A 15,779-nucleotide genomic window follows, 5' to 3' on the forward strand; every position below is an offset into this window, starting at 1 on the left:
CCCACCGCCTATTCGGGAATACCGCCCTCGGTCAGCTTGGCCGGGTCGAGCAGACGTTCCAGCTCTTCGCGGGAAAGATCGGTCTCCTCCTCGGCCACGTCGATGATCGGGCGGCCACCCTGGTAGGCTTTCTTGGCCACGGCGGCGGCGGCATCGTAGCCGATCACCGAGTTGAGCGCGGTGACCAGGATCGGATTCTTCGACAGCGGCGTCTCGATGTTGTCCCGACGCACGTTGAAGGTGGCGATGGCGCGATCCGCCAGCAGCCGGCTGACGTTGGTCAATAGCCGGATCGATCCGAGCAGGTTGTGGGCGATCAGTGGCAGCATCACGTTGAGCTGGAAATTGCCGCTCTGCCCCGCCACGGTGATCGCGGTATCGTTGCCGATCACCTGAGCCGCCACCTGGATCGCCGACTCCGGAATCACCGGATTGACCTTGCCCGGCATGATCGAGCTGCCCGGCTGCAGCGCTTCCAGCTCGATCTCGCCCAGGCCCGCCAGCGGCCCGGAGTTCATCCAGCGCAGATCGTTGGCGATCTTCATCACCGCGCAGGCGTAGGTGCGCAGATGCCCGGATAGCTCCACCGCCGCATCCTGGGAGGCGAGGCTGGCGAAGAAGCTGTCGTTGGACCGAAACTCGAGATGGGTATCGCGGGCCAGGTGCTCCGCCACCCGCTGGGCGAACTCGGGATGAGCATTGACCCCGGTCCCCACCGCGGTGCCGCCCAGTGCCAGGCGCGTCACCCGCTTGAGACCATCCTCCAGCCGCTCGATCGCCTGCCCGATCTGGCTCGACCAGCCGCCCAGCTCCTGGCTCAGGCGCACCGGCATGGCGTCCATCAGATGGGTGCGGCCGGTCTTGACCACGTCGCCGAGACTCTGCGCCTTGTCGTCGATGCTCGAGCGTAGGTAGTGCAGCGCCGGCAGCAGCCGCTCACGCACCTGAACCGCCGCGGCCAGATGGATCGCAGTGGGGATCACATCGTTGCTCGACTGCCCCATGTTGACGTGATCGTTGGGGCCCACCGTGAGCGAGTCGCTGCTGGCCAGATGCGAGATCACCTCGTTGACGTTCATGTTGGTCGAGGTGCCGGAGCCGGTCTGGAACACATCCACCGGGAACTGATCGGCGTGCTGCCCCGCGATGATCTCGTCGGCGGCGCTGATGATGGCGTTGGCGCGCGCCTCGTCGAGCAGGCCCAACGCCTGGTTGACCTCGGCGGCGGCGCGCTTGATTCGTGCCACCGCGGCAATGAACTCGCCCGGCAGCGGCTGGCCGCTGACCGGGAAGTTGTTCACCGCGCGCTGGGTCTGGGCGCCGTAGCGCGCACTGGCGGGCACCTCGAGCTCGCCCATGCTGTCACGTTCGATGCGCTGCTGGGTCATGATTGCCTCCTGACGATGGCGGATGAATGCCGATGAAATGAGGCACCGCTGCTGCGTGGCGGCGACGGCGCCAAAGTGACTTACTCAAGACTAGCAGGCCCTGCGCTGGTTGCTGCTACCATCGCCTCCGCATGGCGGGTGCCAGAGGCCCAAGCACGATCCACAAGACGACACCGCCCGCGCCGAAGGGGCGCGGGCGGTGAGAAGTTCCAACAGCGGGCGCGTGGCCGTGGGTCAATCGAAGTCGATGATCTGGCGGATCGCTTCTCCGCTGGCAAGCCGGTCGAAACCCAGATTGATCTCGTCCAGCTTCAGACGGTGGGTCAGCAGCCGCTCCACTGGCAGCCGGCCGGCACGGTAGAGCGCGATATACTCCGGCACGTCCAGCGACGGCACGTGCCCGCCCAGATAGGAGCCCTTGAGCGTGCGCTCCTCGGCGACCATCCGCGTGGGGCTGATGGCGAAACGCACGTCCGGATGCGGTAGCCCCGAGGTCACCGTGGTACCGCCGCGGGCGGTAGACTCGTAGGCGAACTCCAGCGCTTTGGAGACACCGGCGAACTCGGCGGCGATATCCACCCCACCGCCGCTGATCTCGCGCACCTGCTCGATGGCATCGGCATCGCCGCTGTTGACCACATGGGTGGCGCCCATCGCCTTGGCGGTCTCCAGCTTGTCCGCGGCGATATCGGCGGCGATCACCTGGCGAGCGCCGCCCCCGGCAGCCCCCATCACCGCCGCCAGCCCGACCCCGCCAAGGCCGACCACCAGCACCGACTGCCCCAGGCGCAGGCCGGCAGTGTGGACCACCGCGCCGACCCCGGTGAGCACGGCGCAGCCGAACAGCGCCGCGATATGGAACGGCAGATCGGCATCGATCCGCGTCAGCGAGCGTCGCGAGGCCACCGCATACTCGGCGAAACCGGAGACGCCGATGTGGTGATAGATCTGCTGCCCGCCCCGGTGCAGGCGCATGCCGCCGCCCAGCAGGTGCCCGGCGCCATTGGCCACCTGCCCCGGTGCACAAAGCGCCGCGCGCCCGGAGAGACACGAGGCGCAGGCGCCGCAACTGGGGGCAAATGAGAACACCACATGATCGCCGGGCGCGAGATCCTCGACACCCTCGCCGACCTCGACCACCTCGCCGGCGGCCTCGTGCCCCAGCACCATCGGCAGCGGCCGCGGCCGATCGCCGTTGATGGTGGAGAGATCGGAGTGGCACAGCCCGGCGGCGCGCATGCGCACTAGCACCTCGCCGCGTCCGGGCGGGTCGAGCTCGACCTCCTCGATCGACAGCGGCTGCGACTCCCGGTACGGGCGTGGCTTTTGCATCTCGTGGATCACGGCTGCATGCATTTTCATCGCGACTTCCCTATTCGATGGATCGCCCCGGCAAGCCTCATCATGCCGAGTGCGCCTGGCGTTGATGTGCCAGGCCCGGCGGTCGACACGCCAGACCCGACACTCGGTCTATCAGAAAAACTCGGGCTGTCAGGGGAAACCCGAGCTGTCAGGAATAGTATTCTGGCGCGTGACGGAAGGTCGGCCACGCCTCCGGGTCGTGGCCGGTGACCACCAGCGCCCCGGTCTTCTCGGCCAGCGCATGCAGCTTGCGCACGGAGCGCACCGTATCCACGGTCGAGGCGAGAAAGCCCGGTAGCGCCTTCTCCTCCCAGTGGTCAGTGGTATAGGCCGCATCCACCGCCAGCAGCACCGGGCCGGTCTCGGGGAGCTGGAGCAGGAAGCTGGCATGGCCAGGGGCATGCCCCGGGGTGAAGATGAAGCGGATGCTGCCGTCGCCGAAGACGTCATAGCCGTCGTCGCCATCCTCGAGCAGATGCCATTTCAATCCGGGGCGATCGAAATCGGCGCGGATATAGCCACCGGCGGAGAACCAGTCCGGCGCCATGGCATACTCGTATTCGCGCCGCCGTACGATATGCGTGGCATTGGGAAAGCGCCCGGTTGCGCCGGTATGGTCCAGGTGCAGGTGGCTGTGCAGGACATAGCGCACGTCCTCGGGCTCGATGCCGAAGTCCTTCAGCGCCTGTACACACCCCTCTTCCTCACGCATCACGGGCCAATAGACCGCGGTGATATCGCCCCAGTGCTTCTCCGGATCGCTGGCGCACTCGACGGCACAACCGCCGTCGATGACCACGTTGCCCTGCGGATGCGTGATCAGATACCAGGGCACGGGAATCTCGTACTCATCCAGGCCCGCGTTCATCTTGATATTGCACACCCGGCACTTGAGCGTGCCGGTCTGGAACATGTAAAGGCGGGGGGTAGTCATGACGCACTCCTGGTTTGGCCCTATGAAGACGACATTGCCCACTAAGTGAGCACTTCGGTTATCGGCATCGACCCTCGCAGCCGGGCGACCGGACGTGTCAGAGTAGGACACCGCCAAACGGCATGAACAGCGGACTTTGGTCCCAGGCATGCACGCTCTCAGCACACTCACGGAGACGTCTCAACCATGTGGCACCGTCAGCAATTCACGCTCTCCGCGCGCCCGCGCGGCTTTCACCTGGTCACCGACGAGATCCTGGCGGCGCTGCCGCGACTGGCAGAGATCCAGACCGGCCTGCTCCATCTGCAACTGATGCACACCTCGGCCTCGCTGACCCTGAACGAGAACGCCGACCCCGACGTGCGCCATGACATGGCGCTGTTCGCCGCCCGGATCGCCCCCGAGCGACTCGACGGCCTGCGTCACACCCTCGAAGGCCCCGATGACATGCCCGCCCACGTGCTCGCCAGCCTGTTCGGCACCCAGCTGACCCTGGCGGTGGACAACGGCCGCCTGCTCAGCGGTACCTGGCAGGGCATCTGGCTCGGCGAGCACCGCCAGCACGGCGGCGCGCGCCGGATCACCGCCACCCTGAGCGGCGAGTGATTCCGCCGAACCAGCCTCTCAGTGCGAATGCCGCGGCACCTCGGCGCCACGGCAGCCGCGCAGGAAGTCGAAGTCACAGCCCTCGTCGGCCTGCAGCACGTGCTCGATATAGAGCTGGCGATAGCCGCCGCTGCTGGCGATCTGGTTCGACGCCGCGGTGGGATCGGCGGCAGCCAGGCGGCGTGCGATCTCGGCATCGTCGACCTCCAGCTCGAGCTTGCCGCTGTCGCAGTCCAGGCTGATCCAGTCGCCGTTCTCGACCGCCGCCAGCGGGCCGCCGGCGGCCGCCTCCGGGGCCACGTGCAGCACCACGGTGCCGTAGGCGGTGCCGCTCATGCGGGCATCCGAAATGCGCACCATGTCGGTGATGCCCTGGGCCAGGATCTTAGGCGGCAGCCCCATGTTGCCGACTTCGGCCATGCCGTGATAACCCCGCGGACCGCAGTGTTTCATCACCAAGATGTCGTCCGGCGAGACCTCCAGATCGGGATCGTTGATGCGCGCCTTGTAGTCGTCGAAGTTCTCGAACACCACCGCGCGCCCGCGATGGCTCATCAGCGCCGCGGTCGCCGCCGAGGGCTTGAGCACCGCACCATTGGGCGCCAGGTTGCCGCGCAGGATGCACATCCCGCCGTCGTCGCGCAGCGGGTTGTCGAGCGGGCGGATCACGTCGTCGTTGTAGAGCGGCGCCTCGCGCACGTTTTCCCACAGCGTGCGGCCATTGACCGTCAGCGCATCCGGGTGCGGCAGGCGGTCGGCATCGCCCAGACGCTTGAGCACCGCCGGCAGGCCGCCGGCATAGTAGAACTCCTCCATCAGATAGCGCCCGGAGGGCTGCAGGTCGACGATCGTCGGCGTGCCGCGTCCCATCCGGGTCCAGTCGTCGAGGCTCAGGTCGACCCCGATACGCCCGGCGATCGCCTTGAGGTGGATCACCGCATTGGTCGAGCCGCCAATGGCGGCATTGGTGCGAATGGCGTTCTCGAACGCCTCACGGGTGAGGATCTTCGACAGCTTGAGGTCCTCGTGGACCATCTCGACGATACGGTTGCCGGAGAGATGGGCGAGCACGTAGCGGCGTGAGTCCACTGCCGGAATGGCGGCGTTATGGGGCAGCGACACCCCCAGCGACTCGGCCATGCAGGCCATCGTCGAGGCCGTACCCATGGTGTTGCAGGTGCCCGCCGAGCGCGACATGCCCGCCTCTGCCGCCATGAAGTCATGCATCGAGATCTGGCCCGCCTTGACCTGCTCGGAGAGCTGCCAGACCACCGTGCCGGAGCCGATATCCTTGCCCTGGTGCTTGCCGTTGAGCATCGGCCCGCCGGTGACCACGATCGCCGGAATATCACAGCTCGCCGCGCCCATCAGCAGCGCCGGGGTGGTCTTGTCGCAGCCCACCAGCAACACCACGCCATCGATGGGATTGCCGCGGATCGCCTCCTCGACATCCATGCTCGCCAGATTGCGGGTGAACATCGCCGTCGGGCGCAGGTTGGACTCACCGTTGGAGAACACCGGGAACTCCACCGGATACCCCCCCGCCTCGAGCACCCCCTGCTTGACGTGCTCGGCGAGCTTGCGAAAGTGGGCGTTGCAGGGCGTCAGTTCCGACCAAGTGTTGCAGATGCCGATGATCGGCTTGCCCTGGAACTCGTGGTCCGGAATGCCCTGGTTCTTCATCCAGCTACGGTACATGAAGCCGTTCTTATCGGCCCGGCCGAACCACTCCGCAGAGCGCAGTCGCGGGGTCTTGTCGGCGGTATCGTCAGCATCGCTCATGTCGTCTCTCCTTGATCCGCCGGGTCCGACCGCGCGGCCCCGTAGCGTCTGGTATGTGTCAGGTTTCTGCCTACGGCGCCGCGAACGGCGACCAGGGCGAAAAGCGCGATCGCGTCTAACCTATTGGCCCAGGTCTCGATCAGGACGCGGGTCTCGCGGGTAAGTGCTTGCACGGTAAAGGCGAAGACCAATAACCAACTAATAGCAAAAAGTCGTTTTATTGATACTTTTTTGAATATCGACATCACACAACCCGCGTGCTGCCAGAAGCAACACGCCGCCGCGCAGTTGACTACCTAGACCAAAGTCGAGATACCGGAGACCAAAGTCGTAGGCCGAGTCGTCATCGTGTCGACTCTCAGCCGGCTCGCCGCGCCTGCTTCCAGCGGTCGAACATCACCGCCAGCAGCAGGATCGCGCCGCGTACCAGGTATTGATAGAAGGTCGGCACATTGAGCAGCCCCATGGCGTTCTGCACGCAGCCCATGATCAATACCCCCACCAGCACCCCGGTGATCGAGGCAACCCCGCCGGAGAGCGAGACCCCGCCCAGTACGCAGGCCGAGATCACCGCCAGCTCCAGCCCCTGGGAGGTGTTGGGATCGCCCAGACCCATGCGCGAGGTGAGCAGGACACCGGCGATACCGGCCACCAGCCCCTGCAGCGCGAACACGGTGATCTTGAGTCGGCGTACGTTGACCCCGGCCAGCGCCGCGGCTTCGGCGTTGCCCCCGGTGGCCAGGGTGTTGCGGCCAAAAGCGGTCAGGTTGAGCACCACGCCGAACACCACGAAGCAGGCGATCATGGTCCACACCGGCAGGGTCAGGCCGAGGAAGGCGGCACTGCCGAGGTCGAAGAAGCCGGGCACGGTGATCATCACCGCGTCGCCGCCGGAGGTGATGTAGGCCAGACCGCGCACGAACTCCATCGCCGCCAGGGTGGCGATCAGCGAATTGATGCCGAAACGCGCCACCACGAAGCCGTTGAAGGCACCCACTGCGGCGCCGGCGGCAACCCCCACTAGCACCCCGATGGTGACGCTGCCGGTATTGGAGGTGACCATTGCCGCCACCACGCCGGCAAAGGCGACGATCGAGGCGACCGACAGATCCACCTCGCCCAGCGCCAGCACCATCATCATGGTGGTGGCGATGGTGCCGATCAGGGTCACCGAGAGCAGCAGGCCGACAATGTTGCGCCCGGTCAGGAAGTCCGGCACCAGCACCGAGAGGCCGATGAACAGCAGCACGAACACCGCGATCAGCCCCGAGGTGTCGAGCAGGGTGCGCAGCGGCTTGGGCAGCCCGCGCCGGCCCACCGCGGCCGGGGCTGCCTGGGAGACGAGTTTGTCACTGGACATGCGGGGTCATCCTCTGGAACGGAAAAGGTCTTTGGAGATCGCCAGTGGCGTACTTAGCTGGACAGCGCCTCACGCCGGCAGCGCCAGGCCGAGCAGGCGCTCGGGGGTGGCCTCGTCGCGCGGGATCACCTCGATCAATTCACCGTCGCGCATCACCCCGATGCGGTCGCAGATCGAGCTCACCTCGGCGAGATCGCTGGAGATCACCAGCACGCTCTTGCCCTGCTCGGCGAGATCGTAGAGCAGCGCGTAGATATCGCGTCGGGCGCCGACATCGATGCCGCGGGTCGGCTCGTCCATCACGAACAGCTCGATCTGCTCCGCCAGCCAGCGTGCCAGGATCACCTTCTGCTGGTTGCCACCGGAGAGATTGGCGATCGGCGTACGCGGCCCGGGCGTCTTGATCCGTAGCTTTCGAATATAGTGACGTGCGTTCTCGGTCTCGCGGGCGACATGGCGGAACACGCCCCAGCGGCGGAAGAAGCGCCGGCAGCTGATATTGAGGTTGTCGGCGACGCTGGCGACCGGAAAGATACCCTGGGACTTGCGATCCTCGGGGCACATCGCGATGCCGGCGCGAATCGCCGCCTGGGCGCTGGCGAAACGCCGCGCCTCGCCGGCGAACACCACCTGCCCCGCCGAGGCGCGCTCGGCACCGCAGACCAGGCGCATCAGCTCGCTGCGCCCGGCGCCCACCAGCCCGAACAGACCGAGCACCTCGCCACGATGAATCTCCAGCGACACCGGCGCGCGCACCCCGCGGCCCGCGAGCCCCTCCAGGCGCATCAGCACCTCGCCCTGATGACGCGGGCGATAGCCGTAGACGTCCTCGATCTCGCGCCCCACCATCTCGCTGACCAAGGTGTCATGGTCGAGCCCCTCGAGGGTCGGATGGGTCCGAATATGGCGCCCGTCACGGAACACCGTGACCGCATCGCACATCTCGAACACCTCCTCCATGCGATGGGTGACGTAGAGCACCACCCGCCCCTCGTCGCGCAGCCGCGCCACGATGCGCTTGAGATGACGCGTCTCCTGCACCGACAACGAGCTGGTGGGCTCGTCGAAGGCGATGATGCGCGAATCGCGCAGCAGCGCGCGGCCGATCTCGATCATCTGCTGCTGGCCGATGGAGAGCTCGCGCACCTTGGTCGCAGGGTGAATGGCGCCCTCGCCCAGCTCTTCGAGAATGGCCAGCGCTCGCTTGCGCAAGGCGCGCCGGTCGACCATGCCGTAGCGTACCGGCAGCTGGCCCAGCAGCAGGTTCTCGGCCACCGAGAGGTTGGGCGACAGCGTCAGTTCCTGGTAGATGATCGCCACCCCGCGGGCTAGCGCCTCGCGGGCGTTGGCGAACACGTGGCGCTGGCCGTCGATCCACAGGGCACCGTCGGTGACCCGGTTGACGCCGCTGAGCACCTTGAGCAGGGTCGACTTGCCCGCGCCGTTCTCGCCCATCAGCGCGTGCACTTCACCACGGCGGGCCTCGAAGCTGACCGCATCGAGGGCCTTGACCCCGGGAAAGGTCACCGTGACGCCCTCGACGCGCAGATAGGCTGGGGAATTCGCCATCTCGACTCTCCTGGTCGCGGCCATCGGCCGCGGGGGTGAACGCTGAAGACAGTGCAGGGATCGCTCCCAGCAGCCTTGGCGGTGCCCGATGGCACCGCCAAGGCAAGCGCTCAGAGCCCCAGGTCTGCGCGCACCTGCTGCCAGTTGTCGCGGGTCATCAGCGTGCCGGTGGTTTCGGTATTGGCCGGGGGTTTCTTGTCCTGGGTGATCCAGGTGTAGAGATTGTCGGCGCTCTGGCGCCCATGCATGGTCGAACTCACCGCCACGGTGCCGTAGAAGCCGGTCGGTTTCTGGCGCGAGAACTCGGCGAAGGCCGCCCCCGAGCCGTTGATGCCGACGCCGATCACCTGCTCCGGAGAGAGGCCATACTGTTCACTGGCGCGCACGCCGCCGAGCACGCTCTCTTCGTTGAGGGCGTAGATCACCCAGTGCTCGAAGCGCCCGTTCTTGGAGAACACCGGCGAGGCCGCAGCGAAGGCGCTGCTGGTGTCGGTGTTCTGCTGCGGCGCATCGAAGATGTTCTGCTCGACGAAGCCGGCATCGAGCAGCGCGTCGGTGGCGCCGTCGGTGCGTGCCTTGGCGGTGGGCAACTCGTTGTTGCTGATACGCAGCGCCGCTACCTCCTGCGGGTCCCAGCCGCGCCGCTTCATCTCGGCGGCGATCGCCTCGCCCACCTGGCGCCCGATCTTGTAGCCCGACATGCCCAGGTGGGGCACATCCGCCATCGGCTTGCCGTCGGCGCCCAGGAACTGGTCGTCGACGGTCACCACCTTCATGCCGTACTGCTTGGCACGGTTGGCGATCGCCGGCCCCAGGCGCACGTCCGGCGGGCAGATCACGAACCCCTGGGCGCCCTGGGAGTTGAGATTGTCGATCGCGCTCAGCACCTGCTGGCCATCCTCGCCGGCCAGCCGCACCACCTCGAAGCCCTTCTCCTGGCCGAGCTTGGTCGCCGCATCCTGTTCGTTGATGAACCACGCCTGTTCCGGTTTCTTGACGATGAAGCCGATCTTGACCTCGTCCTGCGCCAGCGCAGGCGTGAGACACAGGCTCAGGCTGACGCCCAGCGCCAGCAGCGACGGTATGACCTTGCGATTCATGCGACTCTCTCCCTGCCCTCGTGGGCGCGTGGTTGTCATTCTTGGCGAGCCGGGAGCCGGCGCCATACGCGCTCGACGATAAGCGCTGCCGCAATAACCAACTAATAACGAGGAGCGCAATTTGCGATACGCAAAAGAGTATCCAGCGGGAGAGAGACGAGACGCGGCACGGGGCCGCCCTCTGCACAGGGTCGATGGCGCCAGACTAAAGTCTTCCGCGACTTTCGTTAACAGTGTCAACTAACGCCGAGAGACCCCGCCCGGTGCGGATCGCAGCGCCCCGCCGGCGCTCGTTCAGGTCGCCGCGGGCCGACGAAGCGTCGCGCCGCTCCCCCTCAGACGGAAGCGGCAAGGCAGGAGAAGCGATAGCGGGTGCGCGAGCGGTAGACCTCACCCGGCTGCAGGATCGTATCGGGGAAGTCCGGCTGGTGCGGTGAGTCGGGAAAGTGCTGGGTCTCCAGCGCCAGCCCGGCATGCTGCCGGTAAGGCTGGCCGGCCTTGCCTGTCAGCGTGCCATCGAGCGCATTCCCCGCGTAGAACTGCAGGCCCGGCTCGCTGGTGGCGACTTCGAGCACCCGGCCACTCTCGGGCTCGGTCACCCGCGCGGCGAGCCTGAGCCCCTGGTCGTCGGACTCCCCGCCATCGAGTACGAAATTGTGATCATAGCCGCCGGCCCGGACCAGCTGTGGATGCCGCTGGCGTGAGCGCGCGCCGATCGCCGTCGGCGTGGTGAAATCTAAAGGTGTGCCCGCCACCGGCGCGATCTCGCCGCTGGGAATCAGCTGCTCATCGACCGGGGTAAAGGCGCTTGCCGCCAGCATCAGGCGGTGGGCGAGTACATCGCCGTTGCCCTCGCCGCGCAGGTTGAAGTAGCTGTGCTGGGTCAGATTGACCGGGGTCGCCCGGGTGGTCTCGGCGTGGTAGGTGATCTCGAGGCTGTCGTCATCGCCCAGCAGATAGCTGACCCGCACACTCAGTCGCCCCGGATAGCCCGCCTCGCCATCGTCACTGACACGGCTCAGCACCAGGCCGCTGCCGCGGGCCTCGGTGAAGGTCTCGGCCTGCCACAGGCAACGATCGAATCCCGGGTCGCCACCATGCAGCGAGTTGTCGCCATCGTTGCTGGCCAGCCGGTAGCGCTGGCCCGCCAGGCTGAATTCGGCGCCACCGATGCGATTGGCGTAACGTCCGATCAGGGCACCAAAGTAGGGGTTGGCCTGACGGTAGGCCGGCGAGAGATAATCGGCCAGCGAATCGAAGCCGAGCACGATATCGTCGAGCCGCCCATCACGGTCCGGTGTCTTCAGCGAGAGGATGATGCCGCCGTAGTCGATCACCCGCAGCTCGGTGCCGCTTTCGTTGGTGATCCGATAGCAGCTGACCGGGCGCCCATCGGGCAGGGTGCCGAAATCGCTGCGCTGGATATTGGCGGGCAAAGACATGGGGGCTGAGACTCCTTTGGCAGAGGCAGTCCGTGGCGACCGGGGCCGCTGACGGGTTGTCGCGCCGATTGAGCCTGGGCCAGGCGGCGATCGCTATCGGTAAAACGTCGAATGGAGGCATCACCCAGCGCATGAAATCCCGACCCGAGGCCCCGCTGCCCGCCGACTGGTTCCTCAAAGCACGGCTCAAGTTCCGCCACCTGCAGCTGTTCGTGACACTCGACGAGTGCCGCAACCTGCATCGCGCGGCGGCACAGCTGGGCATGAGCCAACCCGCTGCCTCCAAGCTCCTGGGGGATATCGAAGGCCAGCTCGGGGTGAGCCTGTTCGAGCGCCACGCCCGCGGCGTGACGCCCAACTGGTACGGTGAGATCCTGATCCGCCACGCCCGCAGCATGTTCACCTCGCTGGCCCAGGCCGGCGACGAGCTCAATGCCTTCAGCGCCGGCAACGCCGGTACGGTTTCGGTGGGCACGGTGCTGGCACCGGCGGTCACCCTGCTCGCCAGCGCAGTCGAGCGCGTACATCGCGACAGCCCGCATTTGCAGGTCAACATCGATGTCGATGTCAGCCACAATCTGGTGCCGCGACTGCGCGACGGCGAGTTCGATTTCGCCATCGCGCGCATTCCCAGCGCCCTGCCCGCCGGCGACTTCGTATTCGAGGAGATCGGCGAGGAGGCGCTGCGCTTCATCTGCCGCCATGACCATCCGCTGGCCCGCGTCGAGGCGCCGGCCCTGACCGCCATGCGCGACTACCCCTGGGTGCTGCAGCCGACCGGCTCACTCATGCGTCAGCGGGTGGAGCACCTGTTTCTGCACTTCGGTGTCGCGCCCCCCGAGCGCATCATCAATACCCCGGACATCTACATGGCGCTGGCGATGGTCGACAAGTCGGAGGCGATCACGGTGACGACCCAGGAGGTCGCCGAGCTGCTCTGCGCCCAGCCGCGCTTCGCGACCCTGCCCTTGCCCGAAGCGCTGAGCGTACAACCCTACGGCCTGATCAGCCTGCGCGAGCGCCGCCTCTCGCCGGGTGCGGCAAGGCTGATGCATGTGCTGCATCTGATGATCCGCGACTACCGCACCGACCCCGGCAAGCGCTGACGAGACCCGCACACGCCATTCGAGGCCAGCCCAGCCGAGCGCCGTCTGCGACCGCCCGGCGGGAGCCTCTCAGCGGCCCCCTCTCAGCGGCACCCTCAGAGACGGTCGCGCAGCCGGTAGAAAGTCGTCGCCAGCGCCAGCAGCGGCACCCGCCAGCGCTCGCCGCCGGGGAAGTGGCGATGGCGGATGGCGGCGAAATCATCGAAACGCTCGAACTGTCCGCCGATCGCCTCGGCCAGGATCTGCCCGGCGAGGCCGGCCAGGGCCATGCCGTGGCCGGAGTACCCCTGGGCGTAGTAGAGGTTGTGGCCGATTCGGCCCAGGTCCGGGGCACGATTGAGCGTGATGCCGACGTCCCCGCCCCAGCGATAGTCGATACCCACGCCGCGCAGCGCTGGAAACAGCGCCTGCATCTTGTCACGCATGCGCCGATCGAGCCCGCGCGGCTCGCGCCCGGTGTAGCTCACCTCGCCGCCGTAGAGCAGCCGTCGATCGGCGGAGAGGCGGTAGTAGTCGAGCACGAAGTTGGCATCCGAGACCGCGGCATCGCTAGGCATCAGGCTCGCCGCCCGGGTCTCTCCCAGCGGCTCGGTAGCGATGATGTAGTTGGCCACCCGCATGACGCGCCCGGTCAGCGCCGGTACCAGGTTGCCCAGATACGCATTGCCGGCGACCACCACGGCATCGCACCGCACCTCGCCGGCCGCAGTGGTGACCCGCGGCCGGTCGCCCTGGATCACATCGAGGGCACGACTGTCGGGGTGCAGCTCGGCGCCGGCGCGCTGGGCGGCACGGGCCAGACCCAGGGTGTAGTTGAGCGGGTGGAGGTGGCCGCCACCGGCATCGTAGAGCCCGCCCAGATAGCGCGGGGTGCGCACGTGGGCGGCCAGGGCTTCGCGGTCGAGCCACTGCTCGCCGTGGTAGTCGAAGGTCTGCTCCATGTAGTCGGCGTGCTCGCGCATCGCCTTCAGGTGGCGCGGCTTGACCGCCGCATGCACGTACCCCCAGCGCAGATCGCAGGGGATGGCATGCGTCTCGATCAGCGTCTGGGTCAGGCGCACCGCCTCGCAGCTCATCGCCCACAGCCGCCGCGCCGCATCACGCCCCACCGCCTTGTCGATCACCGGCATCTCGGTGCCGAAGCCGGGCAGGATCTGGCCGCCGCTGCGCCCCGAGGCACCGTGGCCGATCTCCCCCGCCTCGAGCAGCACCACCCGGTAGCCACGCTCGGCCAGATGCAGCGCCGCCGAGCAGCCGGTGACGCCGCCGCCGATCACGCAGACATCCGCCTTGACCTCGCCTCGAAGCGGCGCGGTGGGGGCGAGATCGACCTGGCGACTCGCCCGGTAGTAGGAAAGCGGCGCCTGGGCCGTGGTCTGGGCTGTCATCGGGACATCGAACTCCGCCGGTGGGAAGGAAAGCGTCGCGCCGCGGCCCGCACAGGCATCTATACGGTCTCGCATCGACGACTCGCGCATCAGTATCGAGAGGCACGAAAGATTAAGCGCCGCTTAACCGAAATGTTAAGATCGGGTTACATCGCGTGCCGTCGTCGCGCCATCGACGATACCACGCCCCGCCCTGGCCACAAGTTCGAGAATGCCCGTGAAACGCTTCCTCTCCGCCGACGCCCGCCCCTATTTCGCCGCCAACGAACTCGAAGACTTCGACGCCCTGTGGTCGCTGTCGCTGACGCCGGTGGACGCGCCCAATCTGGAGCGTGGCGGCCACTCGGAGGTGTGCCGCATGACCCTGGAGGCCCCCGGCCTGGCGCCACGGGACTTCTTCCTCAAGCGCCAGACCAATCATCTCGGGCGCAGCCTGAGCCGCCCCTGGGGCGAGCCCACCTTCGCCCGCGAGGCGCGTAATATCGCGGCCTTCCACCGCCTCGGTATTCCCGCGCTGGAGAGCGCCTACTTCGAGGAGCGCCGCCGCGAAGGACGCTGGCAGGCGATTCTGGTGACCCCGGCGCTGAGCGGCTACACCGACATGATCGAGCATCATGCCCACTGGGAGACGCTCAAGGCGGCAACCCGCGACGCCATCGTCGACACCTGCGCCGACCTGCTCGCCACCCTGCACGGCCGCCGCTGGCGCCACGGCAGCCTGTATGCCAAGCACGTCTTTCTGCGCCCGGCAGCCGACGCGGCCACCGGCTTCGAGGCCCGCTTCATCGACCTGGAGAAGTCACGCCCGCTGCTCAACGCCAGCCGCGAGAAGCGCCGCGATCTCGAGGTCTTCGCCCGCCGTCTGCCGCAGTGGCGCAGCGCCACCTGGCGCCGCTTCCTCGGCCGCTATCTTCAGCGCCCGGCCGAGAGTGCCGAGGTCGAGCGCAGGCTCGGCGCGCTGACCCTGCCCAACCGCTGAGAGCCCCGCCCTCAGCGCGGCGCGCAGACCGGACAGGCCGGGTCCCGCGGCAGCGCGAAGTGGCGCCACTCGCCGTTCAGCGCATCGAAGGTGGAGAGTCCGCGGTGCGCTCGGCCGGCACCGCTCAACCACTTGAGCGCCTCCAGCGCCTGGAAGCTGCCGATGACCCCGACCAGCGGCGCGATGACCCCACTCTCGGCACAGCTCAGCGCCTCGTCGTCCCCCTGTTCGCCGTAGAGGCAGGCATAGCAGGGGCTGTCGTCGGCGTGGTCGAACAGCACCAGCTGGCCCGAAAAGCGGATCGCGGCACCACTGATCAGCGGGGTACGGCTCGCCACGCAGGCGCGGTTGATAGCGAAGCGGCTGCTGAAGCGGTCGGTGCAGTCGAGCACCAGGTCGGCCTCGGTGACCGCGGCGAGCAGCGCCTCGCCGCTCAAGCGCGTGGTCAGCGGCTGCGCCTGGCAGTCCGGATTGAGCGCGCGCGCCGCGGCGCACGCAGAGCGGGCCTTGGACTCGCCCAGACTGGCCTGGGTATGCGCGATCTGACGCTGCAGGTTGGAGAGTTCGACGTGGTCGTCATCGGCGATGCTCAGTCGTCCCACGCCGGCGCTGGCCAGGTAGAGCGCCGCCGGCGACCCCAGCCCGCCGGCCCCCACGATCAGCACATGGGCATCGAGCAGACGCTGCTGCCCCTCGAGGTCGATCTCGTCGAGCATGATATGGCGGCTGTAACGCAGCAGTGCTTCATCGTTCATCGTTCATC

At 67.3% G+C, this 15,779-nt stretch carries 13 protein-coding genes; 3 read left to right on the forward strand and 10 right to left on the reverse strand.

Annotated elements, in window-relative coordinates:
• Positions 1–8: 8 nt before the first annotated feature.
• The 3 genes from ABV408_RS10890 to attM all read right to left on the reverse strand — a co-directional run bounded on the left by ABV408_RS10890 (position 9) and on the right by attM (position 3,684).
• Positions 9–1,388 (reverse strand): class II fumarate hydratase, encoded by a 1,380-nt coding sequence (locus ABV408_RS10890; RefSeq protein ID WP_353978979.1) that lies wholly within the window; start codon positions 1,386–1,388, stop codon positions 9–11.
• 234 nt (positions 1,389–1,622) lie between these two features.
• Positions 1,623–2,750 carry a zinc-dependent alcohol dehydrogenase family protein gene (locus tag ABV408_RS10895; protein WP_353978980.1) on the reverse strand — a complete coding sequence of 376 codons (1,128 nt, stop codon included), beginning with the start codon at positions 2,748–2,750 and terminating at the stop codon, positions 1,623–1,625.
• A 148-nt stretch (positions 2,751–2,898) separates the two neighbouring features.
• A complete protein-coding gene (attM, locus tag ABV408_RS10900) occupies positions 2,899–3,684 on the reverse strand; it encodes an N-acyl homoserine lactonase AttM (protein ID WP_353978981.1) in 786 nt (261 codons plus the stop codon).
• Positions 3,685–3,870: 186 nt separating this feature from the next.
• Here attM and ABV408_RS10905 point away from each other — a divergent pair, with 186 nt between their 5' ends.
• Complete coding sequence (locus tag ABV408_RS10905) at positions 3,871–4,290, forward strand: secondary thiamine-phosphate synthase enzyme YjbQ (protein ID WP_353978982.1); 420 nt, start codon at positions 3,871–3,873, stop codon at positions 4,288–4,290.
• A gap of 18 nt (positions 4,291–4,308) precedes the next feature.
• Here ABV408_RS10905 and ABV408_RS10910 read toward each other — a convergent pair whose 3' ends face one another.
• From ABV408_RS10910 to ABV408_RS10930, 5 genes are all read right to left on the reverse strand, one after another.
• On the reverse strand, positions 4,309–6,072 hold the full coding sequence (locus ABV408_RS10910) for an IlvD/Edd family dehydratase (protein WP_353978983.1): 1,764 nt from the start codon (positions 6,070–6,072) through the stop codon (positions 4,309–4,311).
• 358 nt (positions 6,073–6,430) lie between these two features.
• Complete coding sequence (gene araH / locus ABV408_RS10915) at positions 6,431–7,432, reverse strand: L-arabinose ABC transporter permease AraH (RefSeq protein ID WP_353978984.1); 1,002 nt, start codon at positions 7,430–7,432, stop codon at positions 6,431–6,433.
• Between the two features lie 69 nt (positions 7,433–7,501).
• Complete coding sequence (gene araG / locus ABV408_RS10920; protein ID WP_353978985.1) at positions 7,502–9,001, reverse strand: L-arabinose ABC transporter ATP-binding protein AraG; 1,500 nt, start codon at positions 8,999–9,001, stop codon at positions 7,502–7,504.
• 110 nt (positions 9,002–9,111) lie between these two features.
• Positions 9,112–10,101, reverse strand: coding sequence for an arabinose ABC transporter substrate-binding protein (locus tag ABV408_RS10925; protein ID WP_353978986.1), 990 nt, complete (start codon positions 10,099–10,101; stop codon positions 9,112–9,114).
• 335 nt (positions 10,102–10,436) lie between these two features.
• On the reverse strand, positions 10,437–11,543 hold the full coding sequence (locus ABV408_RS10930; RefSeq protein WP_353978987.1) for an aldose epimerase family protein: 1,107 nt from the start codon (positions 11,541–11,543) through the stop codon (positions 10,437–10,439).
• A gap of 131 nt (positions 11,544–11,674) precedes the next feature.
• Here ABV408_RS10930 and ABV408_RS10935 point away from each other — a divergent pair, with 131 nt between their 5' ends.
• The gene (locus tag ABV408_RS10935; protein WP_353978988.1) at positions 11,675–12,649 is read left to right on the forward strand and encodes a LysR substrate-binding domain-containing protein; all 975 of its coding nucleotides are present in this window, start codon (positions 11,675–11,677) and stop codon (positions 12,647–12,649) included.
• Between the two features lie 95 nt (positions 12,650–12,744).
• Here ABV408_RS10935 and ABV408_RS10940 read toward each other — a convergent pair whose 3' ends face one another.
• On the reverse strand, positions 12,745–14,112 hold the full coding sequence (locus ABV408_RS10940; protein ID WP_353978989.1) for an FAD-dependent oxidoreductase: 1,368 nt from the start codon (positions 14,110–14,112) through the stop codon (positions 12,745–12,747).
• Between the two features lie 142 nt (positions 14,113–14,254).
• On the opposite strand from ABV408_RS10940, the gene ABV408_RS10945 reads away from it, so the two are divergent.
• Complete coding sequence (locus ABV408_RS10945; protein WP_353978990.1) at positions 14,255–15,016, forward strand: lipopolysaccharide kinase InaA family protein; 762 nt, start codon at positions 14,255–14,257, stop codon at positions 15,014–15,016.
• 11 nt (positions 15,017–15,027) lie between these two features.
• On the opposite strand, the gene ABV408_RS10950 is transcribed toward ABV408_RS10945, so the two are convergent.
• Positions 15,028–15,771 carry a HesA/MoeB/ThiF family protein gene (locus ABV408_RS10950; RefSeq protein WP_353978991.1) on the reverse strand — a complete coding sequence of 248 codons (744 nt, stop codon included), beginning with the start codon at positions 15,769–15,771 and terminating at the stop codon, positions 15,028–15,030.
• Between the last annotated feature and the right edge of the window lie 8 nt (positions 15,772–15,779).

It is taken from the genome of Salinicola endophyticus, from assembly GCF_040536835.1.
GTDB lineage: Bacteria > Pseudomonadota > Gammaproteobacteria > Pseudomonadales > Halomonadaceae > Salinicola > Salinicola endophyticus_A.

Coding starts and splice junctions, on each gene's coding strand:
- ABV408_RS10895 (WP_353978980.1), bottom strand. CDS start 2,750: ATGAAAATGCATGCAGCCGTGATCCACGAGATGCAAAAGCCACGCCCG.
- ABV408_RS10950 (WP_353978991.1), bottom strand. CDS start 15,771: ATGAACGATGAAGCACTGCTGCGTTACAGCCGCCATATCATGCTCGAC.
- ABV408_RS10925 (WP_353978986.1), bottom strand. CDS start 10,101: ATGAATCGCAAGGTCATACCGTCGCTGCTGGCGCTGGGCGTCAGCCTG.
- ABV408_RS10905 (WP_353978982.1), top strand. CDS start 3,871: ATGTGGCACCGTCAGCAATTCACGCTCTCCGCGCGCCCGCGCGGCTTT.
- ABV408_RS10940 (WP_353978989.1), bottom strand. CDS start 14,112: ATGCGAGACCGTATAGATGCCTGTGCGGGCCGCGGCGCGACGCTTTCC.
- araG (WP_353978985.1), bottom strand. CDS start 9,001: ATGGCGAATTCCCCAGCCTATCTGCGCGTCGAGGGCGTCACGGTGACC.
- araH (WP_353978984.1), bottom strand. CDS start 7,432: ATGTCCAGTGACAAACTCGTCTCCCAGGCAGCCCCGGCCGCGGTGGGC.
- ABV408_RS10930 (WP_353978987.1), bottom strand. CDS start 11,543: ATGTCTTTGCCCGCCAATATCCAGCGCAGCGATTTCGGCACCCTGCCC.
- ABV408_RS10935 (WP_353978988.1), top strand. CDS start 11,675: ATGAAATCCCGACCCGAGGCCCCGCTGCCCGCCGACTGGTTCCTCAAA.
- attM (WP_353978981.1), bottom strand. CDS start 3,684: ATGACTACCCCCCGCCTTTACATGTTCCAGACCGGCACGCTCAAGTGC.
- ABV408_RS10910 (WP_353978983.1), bottom strand. CDS start 6,072: ATGAGCGATGCTGACGATACCGCCGACAAGACCCCGCGACTGCGCTCT.
- ABV408_RS10890 (WP_353978979.1), bottom strand. CDS start 1,388: ATGACCCAGCAGCGCATCGAACGTGACAGCATGGGCGAGCTCGAGGTG.